This is a genomic window from Shewanella sp. SM32, assembly GCF_025654235.1.
GTDB classification, from domain to species: domain Bacteria; phylum Pseudomonadota; class Gammaproteobacteria; order Enterobacterales; family Shewanellaceae; genus Shewanella; species Shewanella oncorhynchi.
The window spans coordinates 1-12,428 of sequence record NZ_JAKKRO010000036.1 but is presented as its reverse complement, the minus strand read 5'-3'; the positions used below and the strand labels follow the sequence as shown (position 1 = coordinate 12,428).

The 12,428-nt window shown below is 43.9% G+C and carries 15 protein-coding genes and 1 pseudogene; 7 read left to right on the top strand and 9 right to left on the bottom strand.

What is annotated here, in order from left to right:
- The first annotated feature begins 5 nt into the window (after nt 1-5).
- Both L5M10_RS14750 and rimK read left to right on the top strand, forming a co-directional pair.
- Nucleotides 6-1,721 carry a putative bifunctional diguanylate cyclase/phosphodiesterase gene (locus tag L5M10_RS14750; protein ID WP_131523939.1) on the top strand — a complete coding sequence of 572 codons (1,716 nt, stop codon included), beginning with the start codon at nt 6-8 and terminating at the stop codon, nt 1,719-1,721.
- Between the two features lie 179 nt (nt 1,722-1,900).
- Nucleotides 1,901-2,806 carry a 30S ribosomal protein S6--L-glutamate ligase gene (gene rimK, locus L5M10_RS14745; protein WP_113939182.1) on the top strand — a complete coding sequence of 302 codons (906 nt, stop codon included), beginning with the start codon at nt 1,901-1,903 and terminating at the stop codon, nt 2,804-2,806.
- A gap of 59 nt (nt 2,807-2,865) precedes the next feature.
- On the opposite strand, the gene L5M10_RS14740 is transcribed toward rimK, so the two are convergent.
- Complete coding sequence (locus L5M10_RS14740) at nt 2,866-3,558, bottom strand: TorF family putative porin (RefSeq protein WP_263171819.1); 693 nt, start codon at nt 3,556-3,558, stop codon at nt 2,866-2,868.
- Between the two features lie 108 nt (nt 3,559-3,666).
- On the opposite strand from L5M10_RS14740, the gene L5M10_RS14735 reads away from it, so the two are divergent.
- Nucleotides 3,667-3,852 carry a hypothetical protein gene (locus tag L5M10_RS14735; RefSeq protein WP_263255481.1) on the top strand — a complete coding sequence of 62 codons (186 nt, stop codon included), beginning with the start codon at nt 3,667-3,669 and terminating at the stop codon, nt 3,850-3,852.
- Here the strand turns inward: L5M10_RS14735 and L5M10_RS14730 are convergent.
- From L5M10_RS14730 to L5M10_RS14720, 3 genes are all read right to left on the bottom strand, one after another.
- Nucleotides 3,849-4,121, bottom strand: coding sequence for an HU family DNA-binding protein (locus tag L5M10_RS14730; RefSeq protein ID WP_006079990.1), 273 nt, complete (start codon nt 4,119-4,121; stop codon nt 3,849-3,851). The genes L5M10_RS14735 and L5M10_RS14730 overlap by 4 nt on opposite strands.
- A 159-nt stretch (nt 4,122-4,280) precedes the next feature.
- Nucleotides 4,281-5,078 (bottom strand): response regulator, encoded by a 798-nt coding sequence (locus tag L5M10_RS14725; protein ID WP_105250312.1) that lies wholly within the window; start codon nt 5,076-5,078, stop codon nt 4,281-4,283.
- A gap of 82 nt (nt 5,079-5,160) precedes the next feature.
- Nucleotides 5,161-5,541, bottom strand: a complete 381-nt coding sequence (locus L5M10_RS14720) for a hypothetical protein (RefSeq protein WP_105250311.1) — start codon at nt 5,539-5,541, stop codon at nt 5,161-5,163.
- A 127-nt stretch (nt 5,542-5,668) separates the two neighbouring features.
- Here L5M10_RS14720 and L5M10_RS14715 point away from each other — a divergent pair, with 127 nt between their 5' ends.
- Nucleotides 5,669-6,178, top strand: coding sequence for a DUF4240 domain-containing protein (locus L5M10_RS14715; RefSeq protein ID WP_173247618.1), 510 nt, complete (start codon nt 5,669-5,671; stop codon nt 6,176-6,178).
- A 13-nt stretch (nt 6,179-6,191) separates the two neighbouring features.
- On the opposite strand, the gene L5M10_RS14710 is transcribed toward L5M10_RS14715, so the two are convergent.
- Both L5M10_RS14710 and L5M10_RS14705 read right to left on the bottom strand, forming a co-directional pair.
- Nucleotides 6,192-6,506 (bottom strand): hypothetical protein, encoded by a 315-nt coding sequence (locus tag L5M10_RS14710; protein ID WP_113939177.1) that lies wholly within the window; start codon nt 6,504-6,506, stop codon nt 6,192-6,194.
- A 135-nt stretch (nt 6,507-6,641) separates the two neighbouring features.
- Nucleotides 6,642-6,950, bottom strand: a complete 309-nt coding sequence (locus L5M10_RS14705; RefSeq protein ID WP_105250308.1) for a hypothetical protein — start codon at nt 6,948-6,950, stop codon at nt 6,642-6,644.
- 278 nt (nt 6,951-7,228) lie between these two features.
- On the opposite strand from L5M10_RS14705, the gene L5M10_RS14700 reads away from it, so the two are divergent.
- Complete coding sequence (locus tag L5M10_RS14700) at nt 7,229-7,753, top strand: DUF3016 domain-containing protein (RefSeq protein WP_263255480.1); 525 nt, start codon at nt 7,229-7,231, stop codon at nt 7,751-7,753.
- Nucleotides 7,754-7,796: 43 nt separating this feature from the next.
- Here L5M10_RS14700 and L5M10_RS14695 read toward each other — a convergent pair whose 3' ends face one another.
- Together L5M10_RS14695 and L5M10_RS14690 are read right to left on the bottom strand one after the other, a co-directional pair.
- Nucleotides 7,797-9,554, bottom strand: a complete 1,758-nt coding sequence (locus L5M10_RS14695) for a GGDEF domain-containing protein (RefSeq protein ID WP_263255479.1) — start codon at nt 9,552-9,554, stop codon at nt 7,797-7,799.
- A gap of 165 nt (nt 9,555-9,719) precedes the next feature.
- Nucleotides 9,720-10,028: a prephenate dehydrogenase gene (locus L5M10_RS14690; RefSeq protein ID WP_105250305.1), complete on the bottom strand. Its 309-nt coding sequence runs from the start codon at nt 10,026-10,028 to the stop codon at nt 9,720-9,722.
- Between the two features lie 48 nt (nt 10,029-10,076).
- Here L5M10_RS14690 and L5M10_RS14685 point away from each other — a divergent pair, with 48 nt between their 5' ends.
- On the top strand, nt 10,077-10,979 hold the full coding sequence (locus L5M10_RS14685; protein WP_263163662.1) for a TraB/GumN family protein: 903 nt from the start codon (nt 10,077-10,079) through the stop codon (nt 10,977-10,979).
- A 33-nt stretch (nt 10,980-11,012) separates the two neighbouring features.
- Here the strand turns inward: L5M10_RS14685 and L5M10_RS14680 are convergent, their stop codons facing one another.
- Nucleotides 11,013-11,786, bottom strand: a complete 774-nt coding sequence (locus L5M10_RS14680) for a methyltransferase domain-containing protein (RefSeq protein ID WP_263255478.1) — start codon at nt 11,784-11,786, stop codon at nt 11,013-11,015.
- Nucleotides 11,787-12,312: 526 nt separating this feature from the next.
- Here L5M10_RS14680 and L5M10_RS14675 point away from each other — a divergent pair.
- A pseudogene (locus L5M10_RS14675) lies at nt 12,313-12,428 on the top strand (IS110 family transposase); the annotation flags it as partial.

Here is a 12,428-nt window from a genome sequence, read left to right as displayed (position 1 = left end):
AGTATATGGATTTACTACTGATCGATGATGATGAAGTTGATAGAACTGCGATCATCCGAGCACTCAGACAGTCAAAGTTGACTTTTAATGTGGTCGAAGCAAATTGTGCATTTGATGGTTTAAATCTCGCATTAGAACGTCATTTTGACGGTATTCTATTGGATTATTTATTACCCGATGCTAATGGCTTAGAAGTGTTGATCAAGCTCAATGCCATGACGCAAGACCAGACCGTAGTCGTTATGCTGAGTCGCTATGAAGATGAGAAACTGGCTCAGCGCTGTATTGAACTAGGGGCACAGGACTTCTTGCTTAAAGATGAGGTCAACTCGCGGATACTAACCCGTGCAATTCGTTATGCGAAACAAAGATCTTCAATGGCGTTGGCGTTACGTAATAGTCACCAAAAACTAAAAGAGCTAGCTGAACACGATTCGTTGACTAAGCTGGTTAATCGCTATGGTTTTGAACTTTGTCTTAATCGAGCGATAGCAAGGGCCAAACGTTGTCACGACTATTTAGCCGTTATCTTGCTCGATTTAGATGATTTTAAAGCGATCAATGACACTCTAGGCCATCAGACGGGGGATATTCTTTTAGTTAAAGTAGCCGCTCGATTAAGTGAAGTACTACGAGATGGCGACATTATTGCCCGTTTAGGTGGGGACGAATTTGTCGTGCTAGTCACTGATAATGATTATAAATATTTCCCTATGATTGTGGCTAATCGATTGTTAAAAGTGTTTGAGGACGTGTTTTGTCTCGGTGATAACGATGTGCTTATTGGTGCCAGTATCGGCGTGGCTTTTTATAATGAAGCGGCTTCGAACAGTTCTGAGCTGATGAAATGTGCCGATATCGCTATGTATCGCGCTAAAAAAATGGGCCGAAACCAGATTCAGTTTTACTCAGAAGCTTTAGATAAAGAGGTGCGTTACCGTAATCATATCGAGTCGAGTTTGCGTACTGCCTTAAAAAGAAATGAATTTAAGGTTCATTATCAAGCGCAAGTGAATGCGAAAACCCATCAGCTGGTGGGGATGGAAGCCCTTATCCGATGGCAGCATCCTGTAGACGGCATTATCACCCCAGATCAATTTTTACCCATAGCCGAAGAAATTGGATTAATGGAGGACATTGATGATTGGGTGCTTGAACAAGCCTGTATTCAGGCACAGGTTTGGTTAACCCAATTACAGCCAACAGGGAGAGAATTTACCATTGCCGTTAACCTGTCTGCATCGCAAATTGGAAATGAGAACCTGTTTGATAAAATAGCGAATACGCTGACTAAGACAGGACTTCCTGCTGTAGCATTAGAGCTTGAAATTACTGAGAATTGCCTTATTGAAGATCCCCATGAACATGCCAAAATGCTCGATAGAATCGCAGAGTTAGGGGTGCGTTTTGCCCTCGATGATTTTGGGACGGGTTTTTCGTCCTTAGAACATATCAAATTGTTTCCCATTAGCGTGCTGAAAATCGATAAAAGCTTTGTCGCTTCCTATGATAAGGATGATAAAGACACTCGTTTGCTCGCTGCATTACTTAACTTCGCCCATGGGTTTAATGTCATATCAGTAGCTGAGGGCGTTGAAACGATTGAGCAGGCTGAGTTTTGCACTTCTCGCCATTGTACTGTATTACAAGGTTATTTGTTTTCTCGTCCCTTAGATGCAACGGAGTTTGAGGCTAAGTATATTCTGCCGCTGTTAACTTAAACCGAGTTCCGAGTGTGATAGGTCTTGAAGTATTTCATTAGCATAATGATTTCGTCTGGTGAGGAATATTTTCTTGCTTTACACTGAGCAATAGACAAATATCAGCCCCTTTTTCTGTCGCTGTGCTTTTGGTGCCGCAGAACGGTTTATTCACTCATGCTTAAGTTGGTCACTCAGCAATGAAAATAGGTATTTTATCCCAATTCCCTCAGTTGTATTCAACACAACGTTTAGTCGCGGCTTGCCAAAGTCGTGGACATGAAGCGGTAGTGATCAATACGCTGAATTGCTACATGAATATTAATTCTATTAAACCTAGCATTCATTATGAAGGTACTGAATTAGTTGGGTTTGATGCCATCATTCCGCGTATTCATGCTAGCGTGACTTTTTATGGTTGTGCCGTTGTACGTCAGTTTGAAATGATGGGTGTATATGCCGCGAATGATTCAATCTCCATTGCGCGTTCGCGGGACAAATTGCGGGCACTGCAACTACTTTCCCGCAAAGGGATTGGCATGCCAGTGACGGGTTTTGCCAATAAGCCAAATGATATCCCTGATCTCATCAATATGGTGGGCGGCGCTCCGTTAGTCATTAAATTACTCGAAGGCACTCAAGGGATTGGTGTGGTTCTCGCTGAAACTAAAACGGCTGCTGAGAGCGTGATTGAAGCATTCTTGGGACTCAAAGCGAATATCTTAGTGCAGGAATACATTAAAGAATCCAATGGTAGTGATATCCGTTGTTTTGTTGTCGGTGACAAGGTTGTTGCTTCGATGAAACGTCAAGGTCCCGAGGGAGATTTCCGCTCAAATCTGCATTTAGGTGGTTGTGGTGAGGTGGTAAAAATCACCTCTGTTGAGCGTAAAATGGCTATTGCCGCTGTGAAGGCGATGGGATTGGTTGTCGCGGGAGTAGATATTTTACGTTCTAACCGTGGCCCACTGATCCTTGAGGTTAATTCGGCGCCAGGCATTGAAGGGATTGAGCAAACAACAGGGATTTCAGTGACTGAGCCCATTGTTGAATATATTGAGAAAATGGTTGCGGCCCGTAAAACAAACCGGTCAATTATTGCCTAGTAGGTGATGGTGATAAAACGACGCCACTTTTTAAGGTGGCGTTTTGTTATGCTTAGAGCCTATAGATCAAAACTGTAGGAATATCCGAGTACTAGTTTGGCATCATCATCGGTGAGATCGGTATCAGAGACCATAAATGACACTGTGCCTATACTGGTATCTGCGCTGAGAGTCACGTTATAGTCGGCATAATTATCTTCGCCAAACCAAGATTGGACGACATCACCGTTTGAGTAACCATAGTGCACTGATAAATTCAGCTTTTCAGTGAGAGGAACGGATACCGTCGCGGCAAGATAACTGAGATCTTTATTATCTAAAGGATCGGCGGCCAGATCGTCACCGGCATTGATGACTTGGGAGTAAGCCAGTTCGAGCCATTTCCACGTGACAGCAGCATGGAGCTCACCAAAATCAATACTGCCCGGCGCGTCTGGATAGGCGTAGTAGAGATAGCCAAAGTCGTAGCTGATGTCTTCGGTAATACTGCCGCCATAACCTGCATACAGATCAAGCTCGTAGCTAGTATCATCACCAAAATCCACATTCGATGCCCAAGTTCCCGCATAAAATCCAGAATCGTGGCTGTAGTCAAGGCCACCTTGGATTGCGACCGCATCTTTAGTTTGGGTCGCACCGCGCCATAGATAATTAGAGGTACCGCCAATGTTGCCTGATACGGCTGCAAAGGCGTTGCCTGCCAGTAACATTCCCGTCGATAAGGCCAAAACGCTGTACAGTGATTTCTTCATGCTCATCCCCTCGATTGACTTATTTATCGATTCACCATTGGCACACTCAAAGTCAGCTGTGTTCATTAGTGCATCTTGGTTTTTTCTAAGGAAGGATTTGCTAATCACATGCCACTATTACAATGCCATGTAAAACAAGGTATTAGAGCTCGCAATGTTAATGAAATGTTTTTATTTGCCAGTTTGTGGGGCAGAGGCGCACTTTTGTTGTGCAAAAAATATTCAGTGCTTCACTGGGATTGGGCAAAAAAAACGCCTCACAATGGAGGCGTTGTATTGAATTTTATAACTTAGTTAACGCTGTCACGTAGGGTTTTACCCGCTTTAAACTTAGGCACTGTCGCTTCAGCAATTTGAATTTCTTTACCCGTTTGTGGGTTACGGCCAGTGCGAGCGGCACGAGTCGCTGTTTCAAAAGAACCGAAACCTACGATGGAGATTTTGTCACCATTTTTCATTGATTCGGTAATAGCTGCTTCAAAAGACTTCAATGCGCGTGCTGCTTCTACTTTCGTTAGATCGGCATTTTCTGCAATTTTGGCGATTAGTTCAGTTTTGTTCATTTTTATTGTCTCTTCTTTCCGTAGATTTATTTGAAATAAGCGTGCCTAACATGCCATAAGGTTTAGCACTTGGAAAGCCTTTTGCGTCTAGCGTGCAGCAGGATGTTCAGTAAAGCGCAGAATATTTACTCAGTTCGTGATTTAAGTTTTATTCTGGTTTTATTCTTCTAACAGTTGATAGAGTAATTTTTTAACAAGTTTGGGTTCAAAGGGTTTGTCACATAAGGCATTTACACCCGCTTGGGAGACATTGCTGAGGTGGGTATCGTTGGCTTCGGAAGACACCATCAAGATGGGAATGTGCGATTGTTGGCTTTCATTGCGGATAAATTGTGTCAAAGCTAGCCCATCTACACTCGGCATATTGTAATCAGTGATCACTAAGTCGAACATATTGTGTTTCATTAACGCTATGGCTTGCGCGCCATCCTCGGCCTCGGTAATCAGCTTCATCCCTAAGTTACCAATCGTACGTTTAATGACGTTTCTTGCCATACGGCTATCATCGACCACTAATACACGCACATCTTGTACATCGAAATTACTCAGGTCGAGTTCATCGTGGCTGAGTAAATCAATCGTGGCATTCAATGCTGTACCTAAATGGTCGGCACTGAAGGGTTTAGGTAGAATCGCTACTACACCCGATTGGCGGAATATTTCAAGTTGCTCACGGCGGCACTCACTCGAGACCAGCATAAATTGGATATCTTTGCAGTCAGCGTTGGCCCTTAAGTAGCCCAAGAGATCGATGGCAGTGCCATCATCGAAATGCATGGCGCTCGCAATAAGGTCAGGTTTATGGCGAGCAATAATATCTTTAGCCGCTTCTATGTTTTCTGCGGTTTGAATGCTGAGAATGCCTTCTTGTTGTAAGCGCTGAATAATAATTCGACGTTGTGTCTCTGAAGGTTCTACCAAAAGAATAGAAAGTTCGCTGGGCGATAAATGGCTCATAGTCTACTTCAAGTTAAGAGTCGTAAGTATTTTACTGGGTCGCTAAGCTACGCTATTGATAACAGCTTAGCAACAAAGTCCATTACTGAGTTTGGCGGGTCAAATAGTGTCTCGTGACCTTAGAAAATGCGATCCAATACTGCACGAGTAAAATAACAATAATGCTCACTGTGAGTGGCAACATAGGAATGTTGTGGCCAGAAACAACCACTTTTACATCCTCAGGGGTAATGCGATAGGCAATAATTGCTGTAATCCCCAGAGCCGAGAATCCTAAGGTTTGCATGCCAATATAAATCTTCAACACTAAGCTAGACCACGGCGCGCGTATGAGTATGCCAACGAGCACGGGGAGGACACCTAGGGTGAATACATCAAGGGATTGAGTCATCACAGTACGCCAAAGTGCAGCAATGCTGAAGAGGCAATATAACGTGATCAGTAGTATAAGACGTTTAGGCATAGATTGAAGTGCACACCAGTAGCAAAGAAGATGAGCAAGTGTAGGAAATGCCCTAATCCGAGTCCAGTATAACCGTAATATCGTGTAGAATATGCCTTTTTGCTAGAGGCTCTAATAGGTGACGTTTATGACAGAAGTTGAGTTTTGGGGTTTAGTCACGCGAACGGAAGCGGCGCAATCACAGGAGTCTTTGACTCAAGCACTGAAGCAGAAACTTGCCGAATTGAGTAATGAAGAGTTAAAAGCTTTCGATAAAATCTTTGGTCAGCAGATGCGCCGTAGTTATTTGTGGTCTGTTTGGGGGGCGGCTTACATTATTACGGGCTGTGATTCTGAATATGCTTTTGCCGAGTTTAGGTGTTTTTTGATTTCACTTGGTAAAGAAATTTTCGAAGGTGTGGTTAATCAGCCTGACACCCTAGCACGTTTAGTCGCTTGGCCAGAGCGAGATGCCTATGCTTACCCTTTTGTAGATGAATACGACCTTATCGCAGGGCAATTATACGAAGATAGAACTGGTGAGGAACTGCCCTTTATGCCATCGGGCAAGGCGACGCCCGTGGGGAAAAAATTTAGCACTAAGCCCAAGGATTTAAAGCGGCAATATCCTGAACTGAGTGCCCGTTTTCCATTTTAATCTTGGCAATACCTTATGAGCGTAAGCAAGCGTTGGTAGTGACATCGAAGGTCATGCCGTATTTAGGGCAGATGTCGCTCATAAACTCATGTTCTTGCGCGGTTAATTGTTGACTAAAATCTTGCTTAAGCTGCTCTGTCATTTGATGTTCAGCCGCATTTTGCGCCTGGGCCAATTTGTTCAAATGAACAGTAACAGCTTGTTGCTGGCTGATGGTCAATGGTGCGGCATGGCTTGAAAGGCTGATACTTGTTCCGATTGTCAGCAGTGCCAATAAAGCGAGTTTTCGTGAATATGGGTTGAATAGATAAGCCGTTTTTAGGTTCATAGGTAAGCTCCAAGTTAAAAATTACGTTTAACACGTTAGTTCTAAATCGTGCATCCTTAGACGGTAAAGAAAACGAGTTTTACTGTGAGGAGCTGAGTTTATTGTATAAATATTGAACCTATGCTGAATGGTTAGTTAGTGCTCATTCTTCATTTCTTCGCATTGAAATCCTTGCTTACGAGTATCGAACTGGCACATAGATCCACATTCCCAAGGCACATTGTCGTAGAAGGCAGATTGTTCGCGTGCAAAATCGCGGCAAGTATTATAGCTGTCAAAGTTATCGGTTTTTTTATACTTTCCTGAATCATAGCCATGGTTGTAGATAAAGGCTGACCAAGTTTTAGGGCCAGTATTTTTGTCACTCGGGGAGATAAACCAAATCGCACTCACGACGCAGGTAAACAGGATAAGAATGAACACAGGTACAACAGGGAATTTCATTTTTTATTAAGTGGGCAATGTAAACAATAGCGGAAGGATAACGCTTTTTTTGTCGTTATGCGCGTGAAATGTTCACAAATTGATAACTATGCACTTACTTGGTGCAATCTCGATACAAAAAGATACGTATCGGTTGTGATGGTTAAATAATATTTACTTAATTATACAAAAGCTTACGACACATTTGCTGTACTTATATCCGTTTTGCGTTAAGCTCTAGTTCAGGTTAGATTTTGTACTGTGGTTCTCAGAAAGTTATTTAGGCCTTGGAGGCAAACATGAAAATTCAGTCCCTTTTACTCGCAGGTGTATTAAGTTGCAGTGCGGCTTGGGCGGCCGATGAAGCGCCTGTGGATCCCGTCACCGAAGATGGTGTGGTTAAAATTGTTTGGCAAAGTCCTAAAGATTATCGCGATATAAAATCATCAGGGGAGCTCCAATCCCGTTATGAGAAGCGCTTATTTGAGACCTTAACTGAAAACATCAATAAAGAAGCCGCGAAGATTTTAAAGCAAAATCAAAAGCTTGAAATGACCATTACCGATGTTGATCTTGCGGGTGATATGCGTCCAACATTTGGTGCGACCGCCAATGATTTACGCATTATCAAAGACATTTATCCGCCGCGTATGACTTTTTCTTATCAAGTCATGGAAAACGATAAAGTGATTATCGCGGGCGATGAAAAACTGTCGAATATGGGATTCATGGATGGGATCCAATCTTTAAATGATAAACCTTTTATGTATGAAACCAAAATGTTAACCGAGTGGTTAAAGAAGACGATTGCACCACAACTTTAATATCTCATATCGGTCGCTAATGCTGAGGATTTAAGCTGTTTAGCTATGCCGTTAGTACCTGAGTGTCGATAATCAGATGATTTTCTAACAGGTAAAATCCGTTATTTGCGGATTTTGCCTGTTTTTTTGCCCTAGCGCTTAAGGTCGATAGACTGTGTTCATGGGCGTTAAAGGTGAGTGCGGGTGGTAAAATGCCTACACACAGACTGATCAATTGATGGTAACAGGCTTCACCTTTTCTATCGTCGGCGAGCATTTCTTGGGCCAGCCAGTGCTCGGCGCTATAAAACAAATGCTTATGGGTTTCAAAATCCGCTAGAATTCGCTGGCAACGGCTGATCATATGCTCACAGGTGCTGATAATTACAAAGTCATCGCCGCCGACATGGCCAACAAAGCAATTGTCGCTTTTATACTTCAGTAACAGATTCGCCACTTCACAAATCACTTCATCGCCACGGCAAAATCCATAAATATCGTTATAGGGCTTAAAGTTACACAGATCAAAATAGGCTAGATAAAAATGTTTCTTTTGGATCTTAAGGCGTTTTAATTCCTCTTGAATGGGCACATTACCCGGCAAGTCTGTAAGAGGATTCGCATGGCGCGCCATCTTAATTCTGTGCTCTGTGATCCTTTGTAGCAAATCCTTGGTATGGCCTATGCCGAGTAGTTTACCACGGCGAAGGATAATGAACTGTTGTGCTACCGTATTAGCACTCTCTGAGGTCAGTAATTGACTTACGGTGGATAACGGTTCGTTGGCCTCAATCTGGATAACTTGCGGATCCATCACTTCACTCACTGCATGATTTTCATGTAAGGCGCGACCATAGGGTGTGCTGAAGAGTTCAAGTAAGGTCGCGCGGCTGATAATACCGAGTGGCAACTGGTTATCGACCACTACAACCGCCTGTAATGCAGGTTGCGAGATAAAGGTGTCACTTAAGAATTTGAGTTTAAGCGTGGGCACTACGGTTATGGCACTCGTGCACAGGCTCTCGGCCGATTCGCTGTATCTAGGTTGAATTTGAGTATTGCTCGGCACTAAGGTCGCTTTCATCGCGCGGCAGGGGAGCACTTCTGGACGACCGAGTAAGTAGCCTTGGCAATAGACGATACCCAGTTGTTTGAGTACGGCTAATTCCTCTTGCGTTTCAATTCCTTCGGCTATCACTTTGCAGGTTAAACTTTGGCATAACTCCACAATCGAGCGGACAAATTCCTGTTTGACGGGAGTCGAATCAATCTGATGGATAAAGTGACGGTCGATTTTGACATAGTCAGGTGACAATTCTGACCAGAGTCTCAGACCCGAATAACCTGCACCTAAGTCATCGATCGCCGTTAAAAAACCTTGGCTACGATAGTGATTTAAGCAGGATTTGAGTAAATCGATATCATCGGCGGGATATTGCTCTGACAGTTCAATCACAACCTGTGATGGCGCTATGCCGAGTTGTTGCAGCAGTTGTAAGGTCATGCCCTTGGGGTGGGCGGGATCTAATAATGCCTTGGGCGAGATATTGATAAACAGCTTGCCTTGAAACTGACGCAACTTAAATTGCTCGAGTGAAATACGGCGACAAAGGGTTTCTAGCTCGCTTAATTTACCTTGATGTTCGGCGGTCTGAAATAGCGGGACTGGGGAGTATAACGGGCTGTGTTCAGGGCCACGGCTTAACGCCTCAAAACCATGAATTTTATGTTCTAATATATTGAAAATTGGCTGAAATAAGGGACTGATTGCAGCTTTAGAGATTATTTTATCGAGCTCTTTAGCCAGATCTAAACTTGTCATTACGTCAGCCCCTTCGTCTATGTGAGCGGAGTCTATGACTTAGAAATGACAAAATGATGACAGTTTTGGGGAAGCTTAGTGCTATCTATCTGTGTTGGTGGGCTTGATTGGATATACCATGGAAAGAGCTGAAATCTAAGGTGAGTTCCAGCTCCTAATCTCGGTTTAGCTTTGCTTCTTAAAGGCCTGCAATGTTTGCAGTAATGCGCCTAACTGACGCACATAGGTTTCGAGTTCTTTAGGATCGAGCGTTTGATGTTCTTCCATGCGAGTTAAGTCATCGACCAACTCTTGCACATAGGGCAGAAAGCGATTACTCGAAGCGATAAAACCTTGTTCTGCCGTGAATATGCTGGTGAAGTTTCCATGGCCAGCTTTCTTTAGCTCATCTAACTTAGCGTCGGCGTCTATGGCTTGGCGATAGGCGATTTGAAGATTTTCTTTCAGTTGCTCTATAACCTTGGTATGTGGCATAACAGCGTCTCATTGCAAAATTTGCAGGAATTATAAGGGGCAAAGGATATGGCAACAAGCCAATGGCGACTAATTGCATCAATCTGTTTTATGGCGTTAGCGGGTTTGAGCGCAAAAGTGGTGGGTGCAGAAACCGATAAACCACCATTTTATCAAGTGCAATGGCAAGGCAAGAGCGCGTATTTGCTGGGTTCGATTCATATTGGACGTGCCGACTTTTATCCTTTACCCACCCAAATTGAAACCGCGTTGGGTAAAGCTAAGGGCTTAGTTGTAGAAGTCGATATCAATAAAGTCGATAGCACAGCCTTACTGCAACAATACGGCCGCGCCGATAAAACTAAGGGTTTAGATTGGCAGAGCCGAGATAAGCAAACGGTCGAGAGCATGACGCCCTATTGCGCGGCCACGGCAAATGTTTGTCAGTCGATACAATCTTTCGCACCTTGGCTGCAGGCTACTCAAGTTAACTTATTGCGTTATAACGACTTAGGTTACAGCACGGATTATGGCGTTGATATGCAGTTGATGGCTCGATATGCGACTTTGCCTGTGTATCCGTTGGAAACCGCCGAGTCACAATTTCAATTGTTAGCGTCTTTTAATAGTCAAGAGCAGTGGTCTATGGTGCGTGAGGCGATTAGCGCATCGGATGCGGAGCTTTTATCGTTAATAACGGCTTGGCGTTCAGGTAATGAAACTGAGCTTGATTCCATAATGCAGGAGCAAATGGGCGGCGAGGGCGACACTAAAATGCTAGAGAAAATCCTCTGGCAGCGAAACCATGTGATGGCCGATGGCATTATAAAATTAATGGGCTCGACTGATGTGACTTCACCTTTGTTTGTGGTGGTTGGTGCTGGCCATGTGGTGGGGGATAAAAGCGTGGTGCAATTGCTAGAACAAGCAGGCGCCAAAGTTAGCGCCTGCTGGAAACAGACTTGTCAGTAATCGTTTAGGCAGCGCGTTTGTAACGACGCGCGTTCACACTGCAAAGCTTTGCCCTAAAAAGTGCACATATCGGCCGAGGGAAATATAGGGTTCGCGTTGCGAGTACTCCAGCTCCATTTGTAGCAGCTTGTGATAGTCGAAATCCGCAGGCTGACTCTTTTTCAAATAGTCGTGGATTACACGCACGCCAGACTGGCTGATGAGTGACATTTGCCACTCGTTAAACCAATCTTTAACTTCTTGAATATAAAGTGGATGAGTGGGAGTTAGTCGCACTTTCTTCTTCACTTTTAAATCAGCGGCGACGTAATCGAAATTGCCCGACACTAAAGCATGAAAGCGCATGGCTTCTTTGTTGTAAAACATCAAAGAGAATAATCCGCCGGGTTTTAGCATAGTAAGTAAACCCGCTACAGTGGGCTTAGCATCCGTTAACCATTCGACGACTGCATGACACAGTATGATATCGAAATAGCCATGGTTATCGACCGATAATGCTTGGATAGGCGCATTGATAAGCTGGATAGCTAATGGTTCAGGTGAGGCATCAATTTGTTCTTTGGCTTGAGCCAGCATCTCAGCAGAGATGTCGCAGAGTACAACTTCGTGGCCGAGGCGCGCTAATCTTTGGCTAAAGTAACCAAAACCACCGCCTGCATCTAATACTCTGAGTTTTTTATCCCCCAGTTTTGCCAGCGCGGGGACGAGGTCGCGCCATAGCACTGCGGCACGAATTTCGCCCTTGGGCGTACCATAGATGTTTTTCGCAAATTTTTGCGCGAGCTTATCAAAATTCTTATCTTGCACGTGATAACTAGGTTAAGGAGAGTGGAACGATAGTGTGGCACAGTCGTAAATTTTTCGCACTCTGGAGATGTTATTGCCGAGTTGAGATGGATAAATTTGCATCGTTAATTATTAATCTATTGATTTTATTTGTAGTAATTATTCCTACTAAACTTAGGGATACACAGAACTCAGTGCTCTGGGTTATAATCACGCCGTTTTCGCCAAACCTGACTCTATATACCCAAGCGACCTGAAGATACGAGTTTCAGAGCGCCTAGGGTGCTTCAATTCAAGGCGTATCAATGACAGAATGTCGGCCACCTTTTGAATTGATGCAACACGGAAGTGAAGTGCCCTAGGCGCTCCGTCCCGGCGGGTTTTAACGCACTTTATGCTGTGTTGGTTATTTTGAACTTAGTCCACTAGGTCCGCAAATAACCGCAATCGCCATGGATAATGGAATGGACCCATCCACTTTTAATCGGCCTCGCAATGGGCCACGATGTAGTCGCTAAAACTCATCAGAAAGAGGACGGGTCCACCTATGAAGATTACTACAATCGGTTTAGATATCGCAAAGTCTGTTTTTCATGCTGTTGGCGTCGATAAAGCGGGTAAGTTAATCAAAAAGAAAATGCTTAGACGCAAGGACTTACTTCC